Source organism: Herbidospora mongoliensis, assembly GCF_001570545.1.
In the GTDB taxonomy this organism is placed as follows: domain Bacteria; phylum Actinomycetota; class Actinomycetes; order Streptosporangiales; family Streptosporangiaceae; genus Herbidospora; species Herbidospora mongoliensis.
Window position 1 is genome coordinate 43,151 of the sequence record NZ_BBXD01000022.1, and the last position, 24,533, is coordinate 67,683.

23 protein-coding genes are annotated in these 24,533 nt (G+C 70.4%); 11 read left to right on the plus strand and 12 right to left on the minus strand.

Annotation, left to right across the window (positions count from 1 at the left end; all coding sequences use genetic code 11):
* Positions 1-38: 38 nt before the first annotated feature.
* The 6 genes from AW272_RS32055 to AW272_RS32080 all read right to left on the minus strand — a co-directional run bounded on the left by AW272_RS32055 (position 39) and on the right by AW272_RS32080 (position 4,951).
* Entirely contained in the window at positions 39-551 is a 513-nt protein-coding gene (locus AW272_RS32055; protein ID WP_066373176.1) for a M15 family metallopeptidase, read from the minus strand.
* Positions 552-620: 69 nt separating this feature from the next.
* Positions 621-1,778 carry a sensor histidine kinase gene (locus AW272_RS32060; RefSeq protein ID WP_066373178.1) on the minus strand — a complete coding sequence of 386 codons (1,158 nt, stop codon included), beginning with the start codon at positions 1,776-1,778 and terminating at the stop codon, positions 621-623.
* A 1-nt stretch (position 1,779) separates the two neighbouring features.
* Positions 1,780-2,442 carry a two-component system response regulator CseB gene (gene cseB / locus AW272_RS32065; protein WP_066373180.1) on the minus strand — a complete coding sequence of 221 codons (663 nt, stop codon included), beginning with the start codon at positions 2,440-2,442 and terminating at the stop codon, positions 1,780-1,782.
* Between the two features lie 85 nt (positions 2,443-2,527).
* Entirely contained in the window at positions 2,528-3,481 is a 954-nt protein-coding gene (locus AW272_RS32070) for a YbgA family protein (RefSeq protein WP_066373181.1), read from the minus strand.
* On the minus strand, positions 3,478-3,966 hold the full coding sequence (locus tag AW272_RS32075; protein ID WP_066373182.1) for an RNA polymerase sigma factor: 489 nt from the start codon (positions 3,964-3,966) through the stop codon (positions 3,478-3,480). The genes AW272_RS32070 and AW272_RS32075 overlap by 4 nt, the downstream gene beginning before the upstream one ends.
* 85 nt (positions 3,967-4,051) lie before the next feature.
* Complete coding sequence (locus AW272_RS32080) at positions 4,052-4,951, minus strand: MerR family transcriptional regulator (protein ID WP_066373184.1); 900 nt, start codon at positions 4,949-4,951, stop codon at positions 4,052-4,054.
* 84 nt (positions 4,952-5,035) lie between these two features.
* Here AW272_RS32080 and AW272_RS32085 point away from each other — a divergent pair, with 84 nt between their 5' ends.
* The 4 genes from AW272_RS32085 (at position 5,036) to AW272_RS32100 (ending at position 8,321) form a co-directional block, all read left to right on the plus strand.
* Entirely contained in the window at positions 5,036-6,289 is a 1,254-nt protein-coding gene (locus tag AW272_RS32085; protein ID WP_066373185.1) for a cryptochrome/photolyase family protein, read from the plus strand.
* A gap of 72 nt (positions 6,290-6,361) precedes the next feature.
* A complete protein-coding gene (locus AW272_RS32090) occupies positions 6,362-7,510 on the plus strand; it encodes an inorganic phosphate transporter (RefSeq protein ID WP_066373186.1) in 1,149 nt (382 codons plus the stop codon).
* Positions 7,507-7,710, plus strand: coding sequence for a hypothetical protein (locus AW272_RS32095; protein ID WP_066373188.1), 204 nt, complete (start codon positions 7,507-7,509; stop codon positions 7,708-7,710). The genes AW272_RS32090 and AW272_RS32095 overlap by 4 nt, the downstream gene beginning before the upstream one ends.
* Positions 7,711-7,781: 71 nt before the next feature.
* Positions 7,782-8,321, plus strand: coding sequence for an MOSC domain-containing protein (locus AW272_RS32100; protein WP_066373194.1), 540 nt, complete (start codon positions 7,782-7,784; stop codon positions 8,319-8,321).
* A gap of 11 nt (positions 8,322-8,332) precedes the next feature.
* Here the strand turns inward: AW272_RS32100 and AW272_RS32105 are convergent, their stop codons facing one another.
* The 4 genes from AW272_RS32105 to AW272_RS32120 form a co-directional block, all read right to left on the minus strand.
* Positions 8,333-8,674, minus strand: a complete 342-nt coding sequence (locus AW272_RS32105) for a hypothetical protein (RefSeq protein ID WP_066373196.1) — start codon at positions 8,672-8,674, stop codon at positions 8,333-8,335.
* 157 nt (positions 8,675-8,831) lie between these two features.
* Positions 8,832-9,509 carry a uracil-DNA glycosylase gene (locus tag AW272_RS32110; protein ID WP_066373198.1) on the minus strand — a complete coding sequence of 226 codons (678 nt, stop codon included), beginning with the start codon at positions 9,507-9,509 and terminating at the stop codon, positions 8,832-8,834.
* 11 nt (positions 9,510-9,520) lie between these two features.
* Positions 9,521-11,227, minus strand: coding sequence for a maltose alpha-D-glucosyltransferase (treS, locus tag AW272_RS32115; protein ID WP_066373200.1), 1,707 nt, complete (start codon positions 11,225-11,227; stop codon positions 9,521-9,523).
* 153 nt (positions 11,228-11,380) lie between these two features.
* Positions 11,381-13,039 (minus strand): asparagine synthase, encoded by a 1,659-nt coding sequence (locus AW272_RS32120; RefSeq protein WP_066373202.1) that lies wholly within the window; start codon positions 13,037-13,039, stop codon positions 11,381-11,383.
* 143 nt (positions 13,040-13,182) lie between these two features.
* Between AW272_RS32120 and AW272_RS32125 the strand changes: the two genes are divergently transcribed.
* Positions 13,183-15,159 (plus strand): hypothetical protein, encoded by a 1,977-nt coding sequence (locus AW272_RS32125; RefSeq protein WP_066373204.1) that lies wholly within the window; start codon positions 13,183-13,185, stop codon positions 15,157-15,159.
* Here the strand turns inward: AW272_RS32125 and AW272_RS32130 are convergent.
* Complete coding sequence (locus tag AW272_RS32130) at positions 15,109-15,921, minus strand: PP2C family protein-serine/threonine phosphatase (RefSeq protein WP_066373207.1); 813 nt, start codon at positions 15,919-15,921, stop codon at positions 15,109-15,111. The two genes, AW272_RS32125 and AW272_RS32130, sit on opposite strands and share 51 nt — an antisense overlap.
* A 61-nt stretch (positions 15,922-15,982) precedes the next feature.
* Here AW272_RS32130 and AW272_RS32135 point away from each other — a divergent pair, with 61 nt between their 5' ends.
* The 5 genes from AW272_RS32135 (at position 15,983) to AW272_RS32155 (ending at position 21,901) form a co-directional block, all read left to right on the plus strand.
* Positions 15,983-17,701, plus strand: a complete 1,719-nt coding sequence (locus AW272_RS32135; protein WP_066373210.1) for an HsdM family class I SAM-dependent methyltransferase — start codon at positions 15,983-15,985, stop codon at positions 17,699-17,701.
* Positions 17,702-17,711: 10 nt separating this feature from the next.
* Positions 17,712-18,599, plus strand: coding sequence for a serine/threonine-protein kinase (locus tag AW272_RS32140; protein ID WP_066373212.1), 888 nt, complete (start codon positions 17,712-17,714; stop codon positions 18,597-18,599).
* A complete protein-coding gene (locus tag AW272_RS32145) occupies positions 18,596-19,084 on the plus strand; it encodes a hypothetical protein (RefSeq protein WP_066373214.1) in 489 nt (162 codons plus the stop codon). Before AW272_RS32140 ends, AW272_RS32145 begins: the two co-directional genes overlap by 4 nt.
* A 148-nt stretch (positions 19,085-19,232) precedes the next feature.
* The gene (gene lysA / locus AW272_RS32150) at positions 19,233-20,615 is read left to right on the plus strand and encodes a diaminopimelate decarboxylase (protein ID WP_066373216.1); all 1,383 of its coding nucleotides are present in this window, start codon (positions 19,233-19,235) and stop codon (positions 20,613-20,615) included.
* Positions 20,612-21,901, plus strand: a complete 1,290-nt coding sequence (locus AW272_RS32155) for a homoserine dehydrogenase (protein ID WP_066373217.1) — start codon at positions 20,612-20,614, stop codon at positions 21,899-21,901. Before lysA ends, AW272_RS32155 begins: the two co-directional genes overlap by 4 nt.
* On the opposite strand, the gene AW272_RS32160 is transcribed toward AW272_RS32155, so the two are convergent.
* Positions 21,870-23,135 carry a phosphotransferase family protein gene (locus tag AW272_RS32160; protein ID WP_157518946.1) on the minus strand — a complete coding sequence of 422 codons (1,266 nt, stop codon included), beginning with the start codon at positions 23,133-23,135 and terminating at the stop codon, positions 21,870-21,872. The genes AW272_RS32155 and AW272_RS32160 overlap by 32 nt on opposite strands.
* 52 nt (positions 23,136-23,187) lie before the next feature.
* Between AW272_RS32160 and AW272_RS32165 the strand changes: the two genes are divergently transcribed.
* Positions 23,188-24,531, plus strand: coding sequence for a hypothetical protein (locus AW272_RS32165; RefSeq protein ID WP_066373221.1), 1,344 nt, complete (start codon positions 23,188-23,190; stop codon positions 24,529-24,531).
* The last annotated feature ends 2 nt before the right edge of the window (positions 24,532-24,533 follow it).

Sequence of the window (24,533 nt, forward strand, 5' to 3'; positions counted from 1 at the left end):
ACATTCCCCCCGGAACGTAACGCTACCGCCCGGTAACTTCAAGACTTGCTCGCGTCGGGACGCATCGGGGGGCAGGCGCCGCCCGGCGTGGTCGCCAGCTCGAAGTGCCAGATCTCGTTCGCGTACGTCTGGCAGAGGCCGTATTCCGCGCCGTGCCTGCTGAGCCAGTCGTCGGCGTCGGTGGGGCCGACGTCGACGGCGTCGCCGGTGACGTGGTGGGAGCGCTCGGGGGTGCTGACGTAGCGGCGGGCCTCCTGCTCACTGCCGTACTTGGTGATCGCCTCCTCGTACAGCTGCCGCTGGTAGCGCTCGCTGCGCCAGGCGGTGGTCAGGAACATCGGGACGCCGGCGGTGGCGGCGTCGCGGGCCGCTTCCCGCACGGCCCGCAGGAGGGCGGGGTCCAGTTCGGCTATCGCGGGCAACCGCGTGTCGAACGGGGAGATGTGCGCTCCGTCGGCCACGAATCCGTCGTCGACGCCGACGGCGTCATCCGGGAGTGCCACGAGGGTCAGAGCGAGGGCGACGAGCAGGGTCACGGGCCATCGGTACATGTGTTCAGGCTGGTCGGGGCAGGTGTCGAGACCGTGGAAGCCGGGTATCGGCGGCCGCTTGACCGTGTATCAGTTCAGTCGCACGCGGGCGACCGCGCCGCCGTCCGGATCGTTGCCGAAGGTGAGCCGGGCCCCGATGACGGCCGCCTGCCCGGCGGCGATGGTCAGGCCGAGGCCGTGCCCCCGGCCGCGTTCGCTCGCCCCGGTGCGGAATCGCTGCGGCCCCTCGGCCAGCAGCGACTCCGGGAAACCCGGCCCGTGGTCGCGGACGACGATCGTCGTGCCCGCCACCCGCACCTCGACCGGGGCCAGCCCGTGGCGGTGGGCGTTGACGACCAGGTTGGCGAGGATGCGGTCGAGACGGCGGGGATCGGTGACGGCGACCGGTTCGCCCTCCACGGTGATCTCGGACGGCAGGCCCGTGCGGCGCAGGCAGTCGGCGGTGAACGGGCCCAACGGCACCGGGATCCGGTCGGCGGATTCGGCGCCCGCGTCCAGCCGGGAGATCTCCAGCAGGTTCTCCACCAGGGTGCGCAGCACCCCCACCCGGTCGCGGACCAGGTCGGTCGCCTCGCCCTCCGGCAGGAGCTCGGCGGAGGTGACCAGGCCCATCAGCGGGGTGCGCAGCTCGTGGGCGACGTCGGCGGTGAAGCGCTGCTCGACGCGCAGGCGGTCGTGCAGGGCGCCGGCCATCGTGTCGACGGCGGTCGCGATGTCGGTGATCTCGTCGCGGCCGTGTGCTGGCCCGGTCCGGGCGTCCAGGTCGCCCTCGGTGATGCGGCGGGCGGTGCGGGCCACCCGGCGAAGGCGGCGGTTGGGCAGCTCGGCGGCCAGGGCCGCCAGGGGGACGACCACCCCCAGGACGCCCAGCGAGGCGAGCACGATGTGCCGGTCGAGGGCGCGCAGGTTGCGCAGGTCGGTGCCCATGTCGACCTTGACCGCCCTGGTGCCGGTGGCCGCCCACATCCAGGGGGTGTCAGGGGCGCTGTCGTCGTACCAGGTGGCGATGTCGCCGGCGCCCTTGAGCCGGGAAATCAGTTCGGGCGGCGGGGCTTCCGAGCCGCCGGGCTCGGTCAGCAGAGCGGTGACGGCCTGCTCCCGGCCCACCGTCATCCCCCGGTCCACGGTGCTCCGGTGCACCAGGACGCCGACCGCGAGCGCCACCACGCCGGACGCGACGGCGACCAGGGCTGCGACCTGCCAGCGCAGGGATCTCCATCGGGGCATGTCAGCGCCGCAGCTTGTAGCCGAAGCCGCGGACGGTCTCGACGCGGTCGGGGCCGACCTTCCTGCGCAGCCGCTGGACGCACAGGTCGACGACGCGGCTGTCGCCGTCCCAGCCGTAGTCCCAGACATTGCGCAGCAGCGTCTGGCGGTCCAGGACGATGCCGGGATTGGCGGCGAACTCCAGCAGCAGCCGCAACTCGGTGGGGGCCAGGGAGATCTGCTCGCCCGCGACGTACACCTCCAGCGCCTCGGGATCGACGGTCAGGTCGCCGAAGACGAGCCGGGGGGTGTCCGGGACGGGGGTCGCGCGGCGCAGCAGCGCCCGGATCCTGGCCACCAGCACGGAGGTGTCGGCGGGCTTGACGACGTAGTCGTCGGCGCCGGCCTCCAGGCCGGACACGACGTCGAGGGCGTCGCCGCGGGCCGACATCATCAGGATCGGGACCAGGCTGGACTCGCGGACCCGGCGGCACAGGCCGATGCCGTCCAGGCCGGGCAGCATCACGTCGAGCAGGAGGAGATCGGGGTCCGCGGCGCGGAAGAGCTCCAGGCCGGTCAGGCCGTCGGCCGCCGAGACGACGCGGTAGCCGTAGCGCTCCAGGGCCATGCCGACCGATCGGCGGATCACCTCGTCGTCTTCCACGAGAAGCACCGAAACCGACATTGATCTCCAATGACACAGGAACAGGTCAGAAAGAGACTATGGCGGGCGCGCAGCCGTTCCGCCTCGGCCGTGTATCAGGCGTGAATCAGGCCGGGACGTGGTTGCGCAGCCTCAGCTCGGCCGGGAAGGGCGCGAAGAAGGTCTGGTCCTGGACGTATTCGGCGGCCTCGCCCTTGGCATGGTGCAGCAGCAGCGTCATCGGCACGGCGATGGCCACCTGGTGGCCCTGGTAGGCGTCGATCACCTCGACGAGGTCGGCCCTCCTGGCGTCGTCGAGGGCGTGGCCGACCATGCCCAGGCAGTGGTGCAGGGCGTTGACGTTGCGGCCGATCGTGGACTTCCTGGACATGATGCTCTGGAAGGCGACCGTGTAGTCGCGCTCCAGTTCCTCGCGGGGCGCGCTGCCCGCGTGGGAGACCACCCGGCCGGCGGCCCGGTAGCCCTCGGGGTCGTGGGCGAGCAGTTGCATCTTGTGGCGTGAATGGAATTCGACCAGGTCACGCGGTTTCCAGCCGGTCTCGAACAGGACGCGCAGCCGGGCGTGGGCGAAGATCCGCTCGACGAACTGCTCCCGGAGCACCGCGTCGTTGAGGCGGCCCTCGTCCTCGGCGGGCAGCAGCGGGTAGGTCTCGATGATCTTCTGGGCGAACACGCCCCTGGTGCGTCGGGCGGGGTGGTCGTTGGCGTCGTACACGGGGATTCCGTGGATCCCGCACGACGGGCTCTTCGACTTGAAGACGTAGCCGTCGACCTCCAGGGTGGCGATGCGCCGGTCGGTGACCTCGCGCATGGTCGCGGTCAGGTCGACGCGGCTCTTGCGGAGCATCAGGCGCTCGCCGTGCTCGCCCTCCTCCAGGCGCAGGGTCTCGCGCGGGGTGCCCAGGCCCGCCTCGACCTCGGGGCAGAACGGCACCCAGTCGACGTGCTCGTCGAGCTCGCCGGCCAGGAAACGGTCGCGGCTGTGCCCGCCGTTGAACCGCACCGGCTCGCCGATGAGACAGCTCGACACTCCGATCTGAGGTCTGATCCAGGGGCTCATGCGGCCTCGGTCAGGACGGAGTTGAGCTTGTGCAGCGCCCGCGCGGTGCGCGCCTTGACCGTGCCCAGCGGCACGTCGAGGTGTTCGGCGATCTCGCGCTGGGTCAGGTCGCCGTAGTAGGCCAGCGTGATCGCCTCGCGCTGGACCTCGGGCAGGTGGCGCAGGGCCCGGCGGACCTGGTCGCGGTCGTCGAGGCGACGGGCCGGGTCGACGTGGTCACTCGGCTCGGGTACCACGTCGAGCGGCACCGTCGCCGGGTGGCGGGCCCGCAGGAAGTCGATGGCCCGGTTGCGGGCGATGCCCAGCACCCAGCCCTCGAGGCTGCGGTTCGGGTCGTAGCGGCCCCGGGAGCGCCAGACCTCGCTGAAGACGACCTGCAGGACGTCTTCGACATCCTGCTGCGGTACGAAATGCCGGAGATAGCCCCGGACCAGCGGCGCGTGGCTCCGGTAGCACTCCGTCACCGTCATCTCCTCGCCGTCCATGAGACCTCCCCGAATTGAGAACTTACTCAAAACCTATTCACTCTCGGGTGTGAGGCGCAAGTGGTACGACGGGAATATGCCCTGCTCAGCGCAGGACAGCGCAGATTGACGTGATGGCGTCGTCAAGAGATCGCAGGTGGACGACACCCGCAGGGAGATCACTCCACCCGGGACCGCCGACCATGACGGTAGACGCGGGGCGTAGCCGGGGCAGCGCGGCCAGCGGTTCGGCGGCACCGGTCCCGGGCTGCTGGGACCACAGGAAGACCACGGCGGGGCTGAGCCGCCGCATGGCGTCGACCAGCGCGTCGTAGGGCATCCGCGCCCCCATGACCCTGCACTCCGCGCCGTGCTGCACGGTCAGCGCGGCGGCCAGCGCGAACAGCGGGAGGCTGTGCTGCTCCTCTTCGGCGCAGGCCAGCAGGACCGGCCTCGGGTGGATCGGCGCGATCGGGCGTTCGACCAGCGGGGCCAGGGCGGCCAGCACCCGCTCGGAGAACAGGTGCTCGATGTCGATGCCGGCGCCGGTGTCGTCCTGCCGCCGGGAGATCGCGGCGAAGACCGGGATGACCAGGTGGTTCCACGTGTTCGCGACGCCCTGGTCGCGCAGCCAGGTCTCCAGCGCGGCGGCGACGAACCAGGAGTCGAGCATCAGGGCGGCCCTGGCGACGTGGGAGGTGGAGTAGACCGGCTCGGGCCGCACCGGGGGTTCCAGCACGGGACGGCTCTCGGTGCCCACCCGGCGGATCTTCAGCGCCGCCTCGGCCGCCTCGGACGCCGGGGCGCCCGCCCGGACCAGGCGGTGCATCTCCTGGATGCGCTGCACGTCGAGTTCGGTGTAGCGGCGGTGCCCTCCGGCGGTGCGCAGGCTCGGCCCCAGGCCGTAGCGCTGGTCCCAGGTGCGGAGCGTCGGGGCGGGCAGGCCGAAACGCCTGGCCACCGCGCCGATGCCGTAGCTCAGGGATTTCGCTTCCCAGTCGGGCATGGTTCCGTCACCTCCCACACGTCCTTTCGGGGGCGGTCGCCGACTGGATGCAACCGGCCACAGGGGGTTCACGAAGGTACGGTCGTGCCGGACACCATCATTGTCCTCTTCAACCGGGACCTGCGGATCACCGACCATCCCGCGCTGGCCCAGGCGTGCCAGGACGCGCGTCAGGTCGTCCCCCTGTTCGTGATCGACCCGGCCATCCGGCCGCGCGGCCGGGCCGGGTTCCTCATCGAGTGCCTGGGTGACCTGCGCGAATCGCTGCGGGACCGGGGCGCCGACCTGGTGGTCAGACGCGGCGACGCGGTCGCGGAGACGATGCGGATCGCCGCCGCGACCGGCGCCACGGCGGTCTACGCCAGCGCCGACGTCAGCGCCGTCGCCACGAAGCGGGAACGCCGGTTCCAGAACGAGCGCATCGAGTTCCGCACCTTCCCCGGCATCACGGTCGTCCCGCCCGGCCAGCTGAGGCCCGCGAACGGCGACCACTACAAGGTCTTCACGCCCTACTTCCGGGCCTGGTCGGAGGTCCACTGGCGGCCGATCGCGGAGACCCCCGACACGATCGCGATGCCCGAGGTGAAGGCCGGCGACATCCCGACCGCCCGCCGCAAGCCCCACCTGCCCGGCGGCGAACGCGAAGTGCGCCGCCGCCTCGACCTGTGGCTGCGCCACTGCCTGCGCGACTACGCCGCCGGCCACGACGACCTGGCCGGCGACCACACGTCCAGGCTGAGCCCCTATCTGCGGTTCGGCTGTGTCTCGCCGCTGGAGCTGGCCGGCCGGGCCGGGGCGTCGGAGGAGTTCGTCCGCCAGCTCTGCTGGCGCGACTTCTTCGCCCAGGTCACCCTCGCCTTCCCGGGCATGCCCCGCGACGACTACCGGCCCGGCCGGGGCGACTGGCACCAGGACAAGGAGGCCGAAGACGCCTGGCGCGAGGGCATGACCGGCGTGCCCATCGTCGACGCCGGGATGCGCCAGCTCGCCGCCGAGGGCTGGATGCACAACCGGGCCCGCATGATCGTCGCCTCGTTCCTGACCAAGACGATGCGCCTCGACTGGCGCGTGGGGGCCGACCACTTCGAGGAGCTGCTGCTCGACGCGGACGTGCCGAACAACTACGGCAACTGGCAGTGGGTGGCCGGGACCGGCAACGACACCCGGCCCAACCGGGTGCTCAACCCGGTGCGCCAGGCGAAGAGGTTCGACAAGGAAGGCGAGTACATCCGCCGCTACGTGCCCGAGCTGGAACACGTCCCGACGGCCACCCTGCACGAGCCCTGGCGGGCACCCTCGCCGATCCTCGGCTACACCTCACCGATCTGGCGCGGTTGACCCCAAATGAATATTCGGTCATTGACCGATTGAGAGGCATGAATCAGGCACTGCTGCCTAATGTGAGGGAGTATGACTGGTGACCTGATTCTGTTGATCGTGGTCGTGCTCACGGCGCTCTCGTTCGACTTCACCAACGGCTTTCACGACACCGCCAACGCGATGGCCACCTCGATCGCCACCGGAGCGCTGAAACCCAAGATCGCGGTCGGACTGTCCGCGATCCTGAACTTCGTCGGCGCGTTCCTCTCCCTGAAGGTCGCCGCGACCATCGCCACCGGCATCGTCAACAGCGGCGCGATCACCCTCACCGTCGTCTTCGCCGGTCTGGTCGGCGGCCTCGCCTGGAACCTGGTGACCTGGTATTACGGCATCCCGTCGAGCTCCTCCCACGCCCTGATCGGCGGCGTCGTCGGCGCGACCCTGCTGGCGTCGGGGGTCAGCGCCGTCAAAGGAGGAGGCCTGGTCTCCCATGTCATCATCCCGGCCATCCTCGCCCCGATCGCCGCCATCGTGGTGGCCACCATCGGCACCTATCTGGTCTACGTGCTGACCCGGAAGGTCAACGAGAACACCCGGGCCAAGGGCTTCAAGATCGGCCAGATCGGCTCGGCCTCACTCGTGTCGCTCGCCCACGGCACCAACGACGCACAGAAGACGATGGGCATCATCACCCTCGCCCTGATCGCCAACGGCACCATCACGCAGAGCGCCGGCACCCCCTTCTGGGTGATCATCTGCAGTGCCACCGCCATCGCCGCGGGCACCTACATCGGCGGCTGGCGGGTCATCAGGACCCTCGGCAAGGGCCTGACCGACATCGAGACCCCGCAGGGCTTCGCGGCCGAGGCTTCATCGGCGACGGTCATCCTGACCTCGACCCACTTCGGCTTCCCGCTCTCCACCACCCAGGTCTGCACCGGCTCGGTCATCGGCGCCGGTCTCGGCAAGCGACTGGCCGAGGTGCGCTGGGGCGTCGCGGCCCGCATGGGCGTCGCCTGGCTGATCACCCTTCCGGCCGCCGCCCTGGTCGGCGCCATCGCCTTCGGCGTGGCCCAGCTGATCGGCGGCACCCTCGGTGTGATCGTGGTCTTCGCGGCGGCGGTGATCTTCGCCGCCCTGCTCTACCTCGCCTCCCGCAAGACGGCCGTCACCTCGAAGAACGTCAACGACGAGTGGGTCGGGCGGGGCACCCCCACCCAGATCGGAACTCCGGTATGAGCGACTACATCGACGTCGACGCCCTGTGGCGCGTCATGGTGGCCTCGCTGATCGGCGGTGTCGGCATCGCCGCCCTGTTCTCGATCGGCCTGGTCGGCATCTCGTCCGGCCGCGCCGTGGCCCGCGTCGCGGGCGGCGCCTGCTTCGTGATCGTGATCGCCGGAGTGCTGCTGGGCGTGTACGTCATGCTCGACAAATAGGGCCTGCGCCTGATGATCCTTTATGCGGATGAAATCATCGCATTCAGGTTCTTCTAGGGGAGGAGGCCCGCGTGGCCCTCGTCGAGGCGGTCAGCAGGTCGGCCGAGTACACCTTCAGCAAGCCCGGTCAGGGCGTCATCCGGCTCGTCGCCGGGCTCGGCGTCGAGGGGGACGCCCACTACGGCGAGAAGGTGAGACACCGCAGCCGGATGGCCCGCACCCCCGACGCGCCCAACCTGCGCCAGGTGCATCTGATCCACGCCGAACTGTTCGAGGAACTGGCCCTGCGGGGGTTCGCCGTGGCGCCCGGCCAGATCGGCGAGAATGTCACCACCCGGGGCGTCGACCTGCTCGGCCTGCCCACCGGCACCCTGCTGCACCTCGGCGCCGAAGCGGTGGTGGAGGTGACCGGGCTGCGCAATCCGTGCCTGCAGATCGACGGCTTCCAGCACGGCCTGATGAAGGCGGTGCTCGGGCGCGACGACGACGGGGCGGTCGTGCGCAAGGCCGGGATCATGAGTGTGGTGCTGACGGGCGGTGAGATCCGCCCGGGGGATGCGATCGGGGTGACCCTGCCCGACGGGCCCCATCGGAAGCTGGAGCCCGTCTGACAGGTCGTCGCTCACACGTGGTCGTGATCGTGGTCGTGCTCTTCGTCTTCCTCGTCTTCGAGGGAGCCGTCGGACGGCTCGACACCCAGCATGGCCTCACGCGGCTCGACCTCGTCGATGTGCTCGACGAGGCTGAGAACGTGGTCGGGCTCGATGAGCCACTGCAGCGCGGCGGCGCCCGTCTCGTCGGCGTTCACTAGGTCGATCTGCTCCTGGCGCTCGCCCTCCTCGAGGTCGGCCTCCGGGTTGCGGATCTCCTTCAGCGCGGCGGCCTGGAGGGCGCCGACATCGGTGACCTCAACCACGAGATCGACCGTGAGGCGCAGATAGCGGGCATCCGTAACGTCGGTCATGAGTGACTCCTTGAACGTGGACCCCTGCTTCCGGGCAGGGGACTAAAGGTCTTGTGTCAGGCGGGATTAGAACAAACGCACGACGCGTGACTGATCGTACGCTATGAGTAACACGCAGTGCGGATTGTCAAGCGGGCCTGTGAGGGACCGAATCCGGCTAGGGGAGTTTCCACTCCACGGGTGCGGCGCCCTGTCGCTCCAGCAGTTCGTTCGCGCGGCTGAACGGCTTGGAGCCGAAGAAGCCGTTGCGGGCCGACAGAGGGCTCGGGTGGGCCGACTCGACGCACGGGACCTGGCCCAGCAGCGGGCGCAGCTTGCGGGCGTGGGCGCCCCACAGGATGGCCACCAGGGGGCCGCCGCGCTCGGCGAGAGCGCGGATGGCCTGTTCGGTGACCGACTCCCAGCCCTTGCCCGCGTGGGAGGCGGGGGCGCCGGGGGCCACGGTCAGCACCCGGTTGAGGAGCAGGACCCCGTTCTCGGTCCACGGGGTGAGGTCGCCGTTGGAGGGCTTGGGCAGGCCCAGGTCCTCCATCAGCTCGGTGTAGATGTTGCGGAGGCTTCCCGGGATCGGCTTGACGTCAGCCGCCACCGAGAAGCTCAGCCCGATCGGGTGCCCTGGGGTCGGGTAGGGGTCCTGACCCATGATGAGCACCCGGACGTCGGCGAGCGGCTGCTTGAACGCCCGCAGGACGTTCTCCCCGGCGGGGAGGTACTGCCTGCCTTCCGCGATCTCATTCCGGAGGAAGTCGCCCATCTCGGCGATCTTGTCCGCGACCGGTTCGAGGGCCTTAGCCCAGCCCGGTTCCACCAACTCGTTTAAGGGACGGCCTGCCATGCCGCGAAAGCCTAGTCCTCCCGGTCCGTGAGCGAGAACCAGAAGAAGCCGTGGGAGGGCAGCGTCAGCAGGTAGGGCAGGTCGCCGATCACCGGGAACGGCACGCCGCCGCGGCATTCGACCGGGGTCATGCCCGTGAAGCGGCGCAGGTCGAGTTCGACCGGCTGCGGGTGCTTGGACATGTTGTTGACGCAGAGCACCCGGTCGTCGCCGTCTTCGCGGAGGAACGCCAGGATCGCGGGGTTGTGCGACCACAGCTCGATGTACTCGCCGGTGCCGAACACGGGGTGCTCGCGGCGGATCTGGAGCATCCGCCGGGTGAAGTGGAGCAGCGACGACGGGCTCTTCAGCTGGGCCTCGACGTTGACGGCCTGGTAGCCGTAGATCGGGTCCATCACCGTCGGCAGGTAGAGGCGTCCCGGGTCGGCCTTGGAGAAGCCGGCGTTGCGGTCGGGGCTCCACTGCATGGGGGTGCGGACGGCGTCGCGGTCCTCCAGCCAGATGTTGTCGCCCATGCCGATCTCGTCGCCGTAGTACATGACCGGGGAACCCGGCATCGACAGCAGCAGCGCGGTGAACAGCTCGATCTGGTCGCGGTCGTTCTCCAGGAGCGGCGCGAGCCGGCGCCGGATGCCGAGGTAGGCGCGCATGCGCGGGTCCTTGGCGTATTCGGCGTGCATGTAGTCGCGCTCCTCCTCGCTGACCGTCTCGAGCGTGAGCTCGTCGTGGTTGCGCAGGAAGATGCCCCACTGGGCCGTCTCGGGCAGCTTGGGGGTGCGGGACATGATCTCGGAGATCGGCTCGCGGGACTCGCGGCGGACGGCCATGAAGATGCGCGGCATGAGCGGGAAGTGGAAGGCCATGTGGCACTCGTCGCCGCCCACGGACGGGTCGCCGAAGTATTCGACGACGTCCTCCGGCCAGCCGTTGGCCTCGGCGAGCAGGACCCGGTCGGGGTAGAGGCGGTCGACCTCGGCGCGGACCCGCTTCAGGTAGGCGTGGGTCTCCGGCAGGCCGGAGCAGATGGTGCCCTCGCGCTCGTACAGGTAGGGGACCGCGTCGAGGCGGAAGCCGTCGACGCCCAGGTCCAGCCAGAAGCGCAGGACTTCCAGCATCGCCTCCTGGACGGCCGGGTTGTCGTAGTTCAGGTCGGGCTGGTGGTGGAAGAAGCGGTGCCAGTAGTACTGGCCGCGGACCGGGTCATAGGTCCAGTTCGCGTCTTCGGCGCCGACGAAGATGATCGGCACGCCCTCGTACGTGGTGGGGTCGTCGGTCCACACGTAGAAGTCGCCGAACGGGCCCGACGGGTCGTGGCGGGAGGCCTGGAACCAGGGGTGGCGGTCGCTGGTGTGGTTCATCACCAGGTCGGTGATGACGCGCAGACCGCGCTCGTGGGCCGCCTCGATCATCGTCACGAAGTCGGACAGGTTGCCGAACTCCGGGAGGATCTTGAGGTAGTCGGAGATGTCGTAGCCGCCGTCGCGGAGCGGGGACTCGTACAGGGGCAGCAGCCAGAGGCAGTCGACGCCGAGCCACTGGAGGTAGTCGAGTTTGTCGACCAGGCCGCGCAGATCGCCGGTCCCGTCGCCATTGGAGTCGTGGAAGCCCCGGACGAGGATCTCGTAGAAGACGGCCTTCTTGTACCAGGCCGGATCTTGTACTTCGAATTCCTCAATGGGCTCTGACACGGGTTCAGGGCAGGGCGCAGCCGCAGTCATCAGACCTCGCTCCACGGAAGGAGAAAAATGGGAATGTCCGCAGCTCAGCGCGGCCTTCCGGAGAAGGTACCACCCGGTAGCCCCTGACAATGAACGGTTACGTAGCCCTTACAGGGACTTTCCGTCGGTTGTCGTGCGGCTACTCCGCGTCACCTAACGTGAGCTCCACGGAGGGGTGAGGTCACCCAGAACCTCGTCGTAGTCGGTGAGCCAGGCGCCGAACAGCACCAGCCCGCGCAGCCAGAACCGGGAGTTCCACGATCCGAACGCGGCCAGTGCGTCGGGTCCGCCCTCGACCACCTCGGCCATCTGGGGCGACAGCAGCCCCGGCACGCGGGCCACCCGCCTGAGCATCGTGTGGTTCCATTCGCGGGCCCACACCGCGCCGGAGCGCAGCGGCACGCGGCGGTGCGGCAGGCCGCCGTTGGTCGACGGGAGCGAGGCGACCTTGGGATTGGCGGCCCACAGAATCTCTCGGTAAAACTTTCCGCCCTCCTTGCGGTGCACCGGCACCGACAGGGCGGCGTCGAAGAAGCCGGGGTGCAGGAACGGGAAGATCGGCGTGGCCTCGGGACCGACGAGGTTGACGGGGGAACGGGCGATGCCCCGGGCGGTCCGGGTGTGCAGCACGCTCAGGGCGAGTTCGCTGCGGTGGCCGTTCAGCATCGAGGTGGCCTGGGTGAAGGTCTTCTCGACGACGTCGTCCATCCAGGCCAGCGCGCCCTCGCCGAGCACCGGGAGATGGGCCGCGCCGGTCGTCATCGACTTCAGCAGCGCCTGACGCCGTTCCGCGGGCGTCGTGGCCGCCGCGGCGGCCGACATCAGGAAGTTCTTCATCAGCGGGCCGCCGGCCAGGCCGTCGACCACGGGCCGGCCGGCCTCGTGCACGGCGCGGGCGAAGGGGGAGTACCACGCGTGGTGGCTGGTCAGGTATTCCAGCCTGCGGGCGGCCCACAGGGCCTCGTCGGGGAAGTCGGCGGCGTTCTGCGGGACGATCCGGTGGGGGATGCCCAGTTCGCGGGTGACCGCGACGGCGAAGTCGATGTCGTTGTCGAGGCCGTCGTCGGGGCTGGTCGTCCACGAGATGACGTCTTTGCCCTGCGCCACGGCCACGCTGGCCAGCAGCCGGGAGTCGTAGCCGCCGCTGACGGGCACCAGCACCTGTTCGTACGGCTTCAGCGACTCGTGCAGCAGGCTGACGATGTCGTGGGCGCTGACCCCGTGGTCGAACGGCTCCTCGCGCACCCATCGGGGGGCCCGCTTGTCGACCGACAGCCGCTGCCGGTCGCGCGACCAGGACAGCGCGGTCGCCCCGGGGAGGCGCTTGACCTCGGCATAGGGGGTGTCCTCGAGCAGCGGGTAGGTCAGCTTGAGGATCGCCGCCCAGGCGTTCCAGTTCACCACGTAGGGCTTGCGCGCGAGCGCCAGCAGCGGCTCGATCAGGCCGGAGAAGTAGACCGCGTCGCCGTCGGTCAGGTAGTAGACGTCGATCAGCCCGAACGCGCCGGTGTGCAGGGTGACCGCCGCGGGCTCGTCGATGAAGCCGGGCGCCTCGTAGTGCTCGGCCACGTGGAGCCAGTCGCCGCCGGCGATGGGGGTGCGGTCACCCCACGAGAAGGCGGCCATGGTGGGCGAGGAGTCGTACATGGTCAGCGGTCCCGACGACAGCACGGCCGCGTCGCGGGTCACATAGGCCGTCTCCACCAGGGGTCCCGACCGCGCGAGCAGGTCGAGTCGCTCCTGGGAGAACGGCCCGAAGGCGCCACAGACGTATGGCCTGGCCCGGAACGACGGCCACTCTCCCTTGCGCACCTCAGGTCCCTCCTCGATCGGCGGTTGACGACGAGTTTACGGACGTCAGATGGACTCTTGGTGCCTTAATGACTGTTTCCATGCAGGTAGACCATGATCTGAGAATATGGTGACTGTCGCCGTTACCTGGAGGAGTGGGCGTTATGAGTGAGCTCGAAAGCCTGCGGCGGGCGCTGGCACAGGCGGTCGAGAAGGCCGAGGGCGCCGCCGAACTGGCCCGGCTTCTCGCCGACTACCAGGCCCGCCTGGACGAGGCCGCCCGCACCGAGGCCGAGGCCCTGACCAAGGCCAGGGACGCCGAGACGGCACGCAAGGCGGCCGAGAAACAGGCCGAACGCCAGCTCGCCCATCTCGCCAAGCAACTGGCCGAGCAGAGGTATCAGACCGCGGTGGCCGAATGGAAGCTGGAGAAGCTCCAAGGTAGCCGCTGGATCAAGATCGGCGACGCGATCCAGACCAAGAAGCCCGGCTCGGTCGCCCGCTCACTCCGCGCCTCCTCGGGAGGCGCCGGCAAGGCCCCCAAACGCACCGACTTCCCGGTGGAGAAGCCGGCCGTCAGTCAGACGCCTGCGGAGAAAGCTCCTCCGGTCGAGCCCGACCCCCGCGCGCCGCTGTTCTCCACCCCGCTCACCGAGTACTTCGCGGTACCCAAGGGGCCGCTGACCAGGCCTTACATGACCGTCGCGGCGATCGTCGACCGGCGCACCGAGGCCCTGCTCCGGTACGAATGGCGCCAGGTCACCAACTTCGGCCCGGAGAACTGGGCGAAGATGCTGGACACGTACCGGCCCTCGATGCTGTTCGTCGAGTCGGTGCACGAGGGGCCGCGCCAGGGCAACGGCGGACGCTGGCTCGCCTCGATGGCCGGGCAGGACCGCGCGATGCGCGACCTGGTGGAGGCGTGCAAGAAGCGCGGCATCAAGACCGTCTACTGGCACTCGGGCGGGTCGCTCGGCAAGGCCGTGCCGGTCGCCGAGCTGTTCGACCTGGTGCTGGCCACCACCGAGCAGCGGGCCCGCGAGTGGCGGGCGGCGCTGAAGCACGACCGGGTGATCGTGCTGCCGCACAGCGTGCAGCCCCGTGTGCACAACACCTTCCGCGCCGAAGGCGGCAGGACCGAGGGCGTCGCCACGCTCGGCACCGCCGAGGGCGGCGGCCCGCTGCCCGCCCAGGGCGACGACAGGACCAGCTACGACGACTTCCTGACCGCCGTGCGGAAGGTCGAGGTCGTCGTGGCAGGACCCGACGCCAACGACCGCGAGATCGCCGAGATCGAGGCCTGCGGCACCCCGGTCGTGGCCACCGGCGCCGCCGAACTCGCCGCCGACCCGCAGGAACGCGACCGCCGCGCCCACCTGGCCTGGCGGGCCACCGTGCCGGTCACGGCCCGGCTCCGTCCCGTCTTCGAGGCCGTCGGCCTGGCGGACGTGCGCAACACCCAGGTGGTGACCGCGCTGGTGGCCGTACGCGACCAGCTGGAACTCGACCAGGCGATGACGCAGATCATCGGCCAGCGCAGGCGGCCCGACCAGCTCGTCGTCGTGGCCGAGGGCGTCGACGCGGCGGTGGTGGAGAAGACCGCCAGGCAGGCCGTGAGCGCCCGGGACGAGGGCTACAACGCGGGGGTGCTGCCCGAACTGGTGGTGCGGGCCGTGCCGATGTCGACCCGGGGCGCCGCGCTGGCGCACGCGCTGCTGCTGGCCGACGGCGACTACGTGGCCGTCGTCGACCCGCGCGACCTCTACGGAGAGCACTACCTGGCCGACTCGCTGCGCCGCTTCTCCGAGGTGGAGACCGAGATCGTCGGCAAGGCCGCGTTCTACGCCCACGCGGCCGGGGCGACCCTGCTGCGCCAGCCGGACGCCGAATATCGCTTCCTGCCAGAACTCGGCGGCGGCACGATCGTGTCCCGCCGGTCGGTGCTGGTCGAGCTCGGGATCGCCGACCTCAGCGAGGAGTGGGACGAGACGCTGATGCGCCAGTGCCGTTCCGGCGGGATCAGGGTCTACTCGGGCGACCGCTTCTCCTACGTGTGCGTGCGCGCCCGCGCGGAAGGCCGCCTGTTCGGCTCAGCTCGTCTGCAGGGGTACGTCCCCGCCGGTCCCCTCGCCTTGATCTAGCGTGGCGGACCCGACGATGATGGGGTGTCCCTCGCCGTAGCCGCCCGCCACGACGTCGGCCGCGACACACGTGATGTTGTCGGGGCCGCCGCCCCGGTTGGCCAGGTCGACGAGGGTCGTGACCAGCTGGTCGAGGTCGGCGACGGAGGTGAGCATCTCGTGGAGCGTCTCGGGCGAGACCACGCCCGCCAGGCCGTCGGAGCAGAGCAGGTAGCGGTCGCCCGCGAAGGCCGCCCGGTGCGACACGTCGGGGCTGACGTTGCCGGTGCTCTCCAGCGCCCGCATCAGCATCGACCGGCGGGGGTGCTCGGCCGCCTGCTCGGGGGTCATCCGGCCGTCGTCGACGAGCGACTGCACCAGCGTGTGGTCGTGGGTGATCTGGTAGAGCACGCCGTCGCGCAGCATGTAGCCGCGCGAGTCGCCCACGTGGGCCAGGGCGAAGCCGCCGCCGTCCCACAGCATGGCGGTCAGGGTGGTGCCCATGCCGTTGAGCGCGGGGTTGGCGTCGGCCATGCCCTTGAGGGTCTGGGCCGCGTGCTGGATGGCGTCTTCCAGCGCGGTCACCGGGTCGCCCGTCAGCGGCGCCTCCGACAGCACGCGGATCGCGGTCGCGCTGGCCACCTGACCGTAGTTGTGGCCGCCCATGCCGTCGGCGACGACGAGCAGGCGGGGGCTGGCGTAGGCAGCGTCCTCGTTCTCCGGGCGGCGCTGGCCGACATCTGATCGGGCGGCGTACCGGAGACCCAGTGTGCTGTGGTTCATGTCCACAGTAAAACATTGGTTGAAGCACTTCACAAGTGGGCGCTTCGTGTAGAGTAACCACGTGACTTATGTGAACGCCGGTGACATCGCCCGCCTCGCCGACGTCGGCAGGGCCGCGGTGTCGAACTGGCGTCGCCGTCACGACGACTTCCCGCGACCCGTCGGCGGCACCGCCAACAGCCCGCTGTTCTCGCTGACCGAGGTGGAGGAGTGGCTGCGCCGCAACGGCAAGCCGTTCTCGCTGTCGGCCGCCGACCTGGCCTGGCAGCGGCTGCGCGCGAGCGGCGATGACCTGAGGCTAGGCGAGCTGGTGGCGGCCGCGGGCGATTTCCTGGAAGGCCGCCCCGCCGCGCTGCCCGCCGACGTCACCGCCCTGGTCGCCGAACTGGCCGAGGAACGCGGCCGCCTCGACGCCTTCGAGTTCCTCTGCGAGCGCTACACCGAGGCCCACTCGCGCCAGCTCGCGATCACCCCACCCGACCTCGCCGACCTGATGGTCCGCCTGTCGGGCGGCGGGGTGCTGCTCGACCCCGCCTGCGGACTGGGCACCCTGCTGCTCACCGCCAAGGCCGCGCGCGGGCAGGACGCCTCCGGTCCGGCGGCCCGCATCGCCGCCACCCGGCTGCGGATGCGCGGGGTCGCGGCGACCGTCCACACCGGCGACTCGCTGCGGGCCAACGGCCTGCCGGGGGGCGCCGACGCGGTGGTCTGCGACCCGCCCTTCAACGAGCGGACCTGGGGTTACGAGGAGCTGACCGCCGACCCGCGCTGGGAGTTCGGCCTGCCGCCGCGCGGCGAGCCCGAGCTGGCCTGGGTGCAGCACTGCCTTTCCCGGGTGCGGTCCGGCGGCACCGTCACCGTGCTGATGCCGCCCGCCGCCGCCGCGCGCCGTCCGGGCCGCCGCATCCGGTCGAACCTGCTGCGGGCCGGTGTCCTGCGGGCCGTGATCGCGGCCGGGGCCAGCGACATCTGGCTGCTGCGCCGTCCCGAGCCCGGCGAACGCACCCCGTCGCGGGTGCTGCTCTTCGACGCCGCCGGAGACCTGAACACAGTCGAACCGGCCTGGCGCGACTTCCTGGCGACCGGCAAGGGCGGCACCGGCGTCATCGACCTGCTCGACGACGAGGTCGACGTGAGCCCGCTGCGGTTCGGCAACGCGGCCGGCCCGCCCGACTACGCGGGCTCCCGGGCTCGCTTCGCCGCCGCCGTCGACGACCTGACCGGCGCGCTGCCCGCGCTCACCCCCGTCGACCCGCCCCGCGAACCCCCGATGACGACCATCGCCGAGCTGGCCAGGGGCGGTTCGGTGGCCATCCACCACTCCTCGGCCCGCTTGGGCTCGGGCGACCAGCCGGTGCTGACCGCCGACGACCTGGCCGGCGGCGGCCAGCCGACCGGCTGGGCCGAACCCGGTCCAGGCCTGGTCATGATCGAGCCCGGTGACGTGGTGGCCACCCCGACCGGCACGGTCCGGGTCGTCCAGGAGATCGGCTGGGCCCTCGGCCCCCAGCTCACCCTCTACCGCGTGGACCCCGCCAGGCTCGACGCCGACTTCCTGGCCGGTTTCCTGCGCGCCGGTTCCAGCCTGTCGCGAGGTGCCAGCAGGCTCGACGCCCGCCGCACTAAGGTCCCCCGCCTGTCCCTGGCCGAACAACGCGACTACGGCACGGCCTTCCGCCGCCTCGCCGACCTCGACACCGCCCTGCACGAGACCGGGAAGAGAGGCCAGGAGCTGATCCGGCTTGCGCTCGACGGTCTGGCCGCGGGACATCTGCAATAAAGTTGCCGACATGGTCATCGGTGACCGCTATGAACTGGACGACCTCCCGCTCGGCCAGGGCGGGATGGGCGCCGTTTACGGCGGCCATGACAGGCATCTCGACCGCAAGGTGGCGGTCAAGTTCCTCCGGCTCCCGGGCGGCCCCGACCAGGAGCTCGAACGCCGGTTCATCCGCGAGGCCCGCATCCTGGCCCGCCTCGACCACCCCGGCGCTCCCGTCCTCTACGACTTCGGCACCCATGAGCAGCGGCTCTTCCAGGTGATGCAGTTCATCGAGGGCGTCACGGTGGCCGACGTGGTCAGCGAGCACGGCCCGCTGCCGGTGCCGTGGGCCGCCGCCATCGCCGCCCAGGCCTGCGCCGTGCTCTCGGCCGCCCACGCGCTGTCGATCTGCCACCGCGACCTCAAGCCGACCAACCTGATGCTCTGCCCCGACGGGACGGTCAAGGTCCTCGACTTCGGCCTGGCCATCCTGCGTGAGGCCGACGCCGGCCAGTTCACGCGCACGGGCCAGATTCTCGGTACGCCCGCCTACATGGCCCCCGAGCAGATCAAACGCGGCGTGGCCGACCCCCGCAGCGACCTCTACTCACTGGGTTGCGTGCTGCACGAGATGCTGACCGGCCGCCAGCTCTTCACCGGCCCGACCGACTACGCCGTCTACGAACGCCAGGTGAAGGAACGGCCACCGAGAGTGCGGAACGTTCCCGGCGCGCTGGCCGATCTGGTCACCTCGCTGCTGGAGAAGTCCGCCGACCAGCGCCCCCCGACCGCCGAGGCGCTCTACACCGAACTCCAGCGCTTCGCGGTCGACCTCCCGGCCCTGCCGGGCTTCCTGACCGCGATCGTGGCCCCGACGCGGATGTACGCGCGCGTGGTCGGGCGGATCCCCGGATGATCCCGGTCGGCGACTGGGCCGACGAGGCCACCTTTCTCGTCCGGGGACAGGTGGTCGTGGGGGAGTATCCCTGGGATCTGCTGACCGATCATCCGGAGAGACTGGCCGGGGAGACCTGGCCCGACTTCCCCCGGACCTGGGCGAACGCGGGTTTCGTGGTCCGTTACGCCCATGCGCGAGCCCACTGGGCCCATCGGTGGGCCGGCGCCGCGGACCCCGACTGGGACGCGCTGACCCCTGAGTGGCGGGCTGTGGTGCGACTGCTCGCGGAACTGCCCAGCCGCAGGCGGAGCCGTACAAGAAAATGGAAGACCTTCGCCGAGCACCTGGCCGCGCGCTATCACGACGCGTTCGAGGCCGCGAACCCCCTGCCAAGGGGGGATGCGGCGTTCACCGGGGCGCTGGCGGCCCGGGTCGGGACCGGAGACGCGGTGGCCCGGGTGCTCGCGGCGATCAGCGCGGAGCGGCTGCCGGAACGGATCTAGGAACCGGTGATTTCTTTTCGGACATAGCGCCCAACAGGAATCGATCCCGTCTTCCGGGCGCTTAACCATGGTTTTTCCACTTTTCGTCACGTCTCGCTAGGTGGGCACGTGTCTCAGGGGGCGTGCTGAGTCGGATAGCCTGCTTCGGGTGAGTCGATTCGCCCATCCCGCCGGTGACCGGCATGCCGAACAGATGCCGGAGGATCGCCCTCCGCACGCTCCGGCCGACCTGAACTCCCTCGATCCGGCCATCTGGCCGCGAACGTCCGAGCGCATCGCGGGATCGCTCACGATAGGCGGGCTCGACGTCCGTGACCTGGCTGAAGAATTCGGAACGCCTCTCTACGTCGTCGACGAGGAAGACTTCCGGTCCCGGGCCAGAGAGTTCCGGCAGGCCTATTCCGACGGCGAGGTCCACTACGCCGGCAAGGCGTTCCTGTGCCGCGAGGTGGCCAGGTGGATCATGCAGGAGGGCCTCGGCCTCGACGTGTGCAGCGCCGGTGAGCTGGCCGTCGGGCTCAGCGTCGGTTTCCCGCCCGAGCGCATGACCATGCACGGCAACAACAAGTCGCTGGCCGAGCTGGAGCTGGCCGTGACGACCGGGGTCGGCCATGTCGTCGTCGACTCCTTCGAGGAGATCGCCCGGCTCGGCTACCTGGCCGAAAAGCACCGCGTGCGGCCGAAGGTGCTGATCAGGGTCACCGTGGGCGTCGAGGCCCACACCCACGAGTTCATCGCCACCGCCCACGACGACCAGAAGTTCGGCCTGTCGCTGAGCTCCGGGGCCGCCGCCGAGGCCGCCCGCATGGTGCTCGCGCTGCCCTCGCTCGAGCTCGTCGGCCTCCACTCCCACATCGGCTCCCAGATCAGCGACACGGCCGGGTTCGAGGTGGCCGCCCGCCGGCTGGCCGGCCTGCTGGTCCAGATCCGCGACGAACACGGCGTCGAGCTGCCCGAACTCGACCTGGGCGGCGGCTACGGCATCCCCTATGTCGAGGGCGACGACGCCCCCGACATCAAGGTCATCGCCGACGCGCTGCGCGAGATCGTCGTCTCGGTCTGCCGGAGCCGGAACCTGCCGGTCCCGCGCCTGACCGTCGAGCCGGGCCGCTCGATCTCCGGCCCCGCCGGGATCACCCTCTACGAGGTCGGCACGGTCAAGAACGTCGACGGCCTGCGCACCTACGTCTCCGTCGACGGCGGCATGAGCGACAACGTCCGCACCGCCCTCTACGGCGCCGACTACACCGCCCGCCTGGCCTCCCGCGAGAGCACGGCCGCGCCGATGCTGTCGCGCCTGGTCGGCAAGCACTGCGAGAGCGGCGACATCGTGGTCCGCGACCTCTACCTGCCCGACGACCTGGTGCCCGGCGACCTCATCGCGGTGGCCGCCACCGGCGCCTACTGCCGGTCGCTGGCCAGCAACTACAACTACCTGCCCAAGCCCGCGGTCGTCGCGGTCGCCGGTGGCTCCGCACGAGTCATCGTGCGACGCGAGACTGAAGAAGACCTGCTCAGGGGGCAGCTGTGAGTAAACCCGTCAAAGTGGCGCTGCTGGGCTGTGGGGTCGTCGGCTCCCAGGTGGCCCGGCTGCTCCAGGAGCAGGCCGACGACCTGGCCGCCCGGGTGGGCGCGCCGCTGGAGCTCGCCGGGGTGGCCGTCCGCAAGATGAGCCGCAAGCGTGAGGTCGACCTCGACCCCGCGCTGCTCACCACCGACGCCCATGCCCTGGTCACCCGCCCCGACGTCGACATCGTGGTCGAGGTGATCGGCGGCATCGAGCCCGCCCGCGCCCTGATCCTGGCGGCGATGGCCGGCGGCAAGTCGATCGTCAGCGCCAACAAGGCCCTGCTCGCCGAAGACGGCGCCACCCTCCACGCCGCCAACAAGGCCGACCTCTACTTCGAGGCCGCCGTCGCCGGGGCGATCCCGCTGATCCGCCCGCTGCGCGAGTCGATGGCCGGCGACCGGGTCCACCGGGTGCTCGGCATCGTGAACGGCACGACCAACTACATCCTCGACAAGATGGACTCCACCGGCGCCTCGTTCACCGACGCGCTGGAGGAGGCCCAGTCGCTGGGCTACGCCGAGGCCGACCCGACCGCCGACATCGAGGGCTTCGACGCCGCCGCCAAGGCCGCCATCCTGGCCGGGATCGCCTTCCACAGCCGGGTCACCGCCTCCGACGTCCACCGTGAGGGCATCACCGGCGTCTCGGCGTCCGACGTGGCGTCGGCCAAGGCGATGGGCTACGTGATCAAGCTGCTGGCCATCTGCGCCCGCTCCGACGACGGGCGGTCGATCGGGGTCCGGGTGCACCCGGCGATGATTCCCCGCACCCATCCGCTGGCCGGGGTCCGCGAGGCCTACAACGCCGTGTTCGTCGAGGCCGAGTCGGCCGGGCGTCTCATGTTCTACGGCGCCGGCGCCGGTGGCGCGCCGACCGCGTCGGCTGTGCTGGGCGACATCGTGGCGGTCGCGCGCAACCGCATCGCCGGGACGCGTGGCCCCTCCGAGTCTGTCTACGCCGACCTGTCGGTCCACCCCATGGGGGAGACGGTGACGCGCTACCACGTGTCGCTCGACGTGGCCGACAAGCCGGGCGTGCTGGCGACGGTGGCCGAGATGTTCTCCCGGCACGACGTGTCGATCCAGACGGTGCGCCAGGAGGGCCGCGGCGACGACGCCCAGCTCGTGCTGGTCACCCACCGGGCCTCCGACGCCGCTCTCTCCACCACGGTCGAGGGGCTGCGGGAGCTCGACATCGTGCGGGCCGTGGCCAGCGTCATGCGGGTCGAAGGCGACGAAACGCCGTAACGGCGTTCTCCAGGGCTTCTTCGGGGTCGCCTCGGTGATACCGCTGTTCCGAGGGCTCGATGTTGTCCAGGAACTCCTGGTAGCGCACTGCTTGGGTGAGCGCGGCCAGGGGTGCGGCGACCTCCAGCGCCCTGCGGGGGTCGGCGCCCGGGAGCGACCACGCGTCGATCCAGGCGTCGGCGGTCCCGACCCATTCTTGGAGCCGGAGCCCGTCGGTGGCCGGATGCCCAAAATGCGCATCCGCGAAGTCCAGCACCACGGCCGGGCCGCCGGGGACGGCGCGCCAGTTGCCGGGGTGGAAATCCCCGTGAACCAGCGTGTACGGGAGTCCGCACGCCGCCAGTTCTTCTTCCAGGGCGGGGACCTGCGTCAGAAGATCGTCTGACCCGGGGACGGGGGCGAGGCGCTCGGCGGCGGCGAGGATACGGCGGCGATCTGCCAGATCATGCAGCGAGGCGTCCGTGGTCGGTGCTCTCTCCACGGCGCCGGCCTGTCCGAGCTGGGGCGTTCTCGCCGGGATGCCGGTGATCATCTTCTGCTGGGCGCGGGCGAACCGGTGGACCGTTGAGGTCACCAGTTCCGGAGCCGCTTTCCAGCAGTCCTCGCCGGGGATGTGCGCCAGCAGCATCCAGCCGTGGGCCGGATCCGCACCCAGAACCTGAGGGACCAGCGTCGGGTCCACGGCCGCCAGCGCGGAGATGATCGACGACTCCGAAGCGGCGAACGGGGGAGTGGTCTTCAGCCAGGCGTTCGCGCCCGGCAGATGAAAGAGCCCGGCCAGGTTCCACGTCTTGACCTGGCGGACCTCACTCGGCCCGGTGATCGCCAGCGCCCAGTCGAGGGCCGCGCGCAGCCCTTCCACGGTCGCCCACGAGGCGCGGAGGGGTTCGTCTCCGGCGACGAAGCGTTCTCCGAGCGGTATCGATTCCCGGACCGCGAGGTGGACCGAGGGGTCTGACGATGGCTTCGCGTCGATTGAATGGTGTTCCCAGGCTTCAACGTTGGCCGGCGGGTTCGCGAGTGCCTCCGCGTGGTAGGTCACGTGGCCGTCGCGCATGAACTTGCCGCCCTCGACGTCGACCAGGCGCAGCACCGCCACCGGCACCCCGAGGAGGCCGTTCAGCCAGGTCACGACCGGGGCGACGTCGTTCCACCATGGGGTCGGCATCTCGACCGGGCCGAACCTGCCGAACTCCGTATCGCCGCAGGTCACCACGGCACTTACCTGACGCATCCGATCAGTTTGCCATTTGCGCAGGTTGCTGGGCTTACGACAAGGTAAGTCGATGCTGTCCCGTCCTGTTCCCCTGCTGGGCCTGGTCGCGCTGGGCTATCTCGTCCTGCAGGCCGTGCTGGTCCCGGCGGACATGACGCTCGAATGGGACGAGGCCGTCTACACGAGCCAGGTCGCCCCCGGTGTGCCGGACGCCGTCTTCTCCGCCCCCCGGGCCAGGGGCGTGACCTGGCTGGTGGCGCCGATCGTCCACTTCACCACCGACCCGGCGGCGATCCGCTGGTGGATGATGATCGTCGCGGCCGTGGGGCTGTTCCTGGCGTTCCTGCCGTGGACGAAGCTGCTCAAGCCGGGTGTGACGGCGCTGGCGGCGGGGCTGTTCGCCACGCTCTGGGTGACCGTCTGGTACGGGCCGCAGGTCATGCCCAACCTCTACGTCGCCTACGGCGCGGTGCTGGCGATCGGTTCGCTGCTGGTCGTGCGGGAGCACGGCGGTTTCGCCGCGTACGCGGGCCTCGCGGCCGGGTTCGCCGGGGTCGCGATGCTCAGACCCAGCGACGTGCTCTGGCTGGGCGTGATCGCCGGTCCCACGGCGCTGCTCTGGCGGAAGTGGGCCGCCGCCGCGACCATTCTCGTCTCGGCCGTGCTGGGGATGGTGCCGTGGGTGGTGGAGGCGTACACCTCGTTCGGATCTCTGCTCCACCGGTGGGCGGCGGCCGGGGAGGTGCAGGGCGGGATCGCGCCCGCGCCCGGGTTCTGGTACGAGTTCAAGGCCGCCAACGGCCCCGCCTTCTGCCGGCCCTGCGACATCCCCCTCGACCGGCCCTACCTGCTGATCTGGTGGATCGCCCTGCCGGTGCTGGCGCTGGTGTCGGTGAAGCGGTGGCCGGTCCCGGTGCTGGCGGGGCTGGCGATGGCCGCGCCCTATCTGTTCCTGGTCGACTACGCCGCCCCGAGGTTCCTGCTCCCCGCCTACGGCCTGCTGATGATCCCCGTCGCGGCGACCGTGATCCGCTTCCGACCTCCGTTCGCGGTGCTGCTGGCCGCTCACCTGGTCGTGCAGTTCGTGGCGCTCGACGCGGTGAAGGGCCAGGACTATCCGCTCAGGCAGTTCCAGGCCTCGTTCGTCCGGAAGATGATCGACGCCGGGGTCACCACGCCGTGCACCCTGGTCGGCACCTCCGTGAACCCGGCCCACCAGTTCCTGACCAGATGTGACGTTCTCATCTTGAAGCCGGGCGAATCGGTCGCGGAGGCCACCGAGAACATCGGCGGCGTCGTCGCCACCCTCACCCAGAAAGGCCCGCCGATGGGCAGCGAAGGGTGGGAACGCCATGTTCTCGCCAGCAGCAACGGCAAACCGACGTGGATCACCATGATCCGCCCGAACCCATAAGA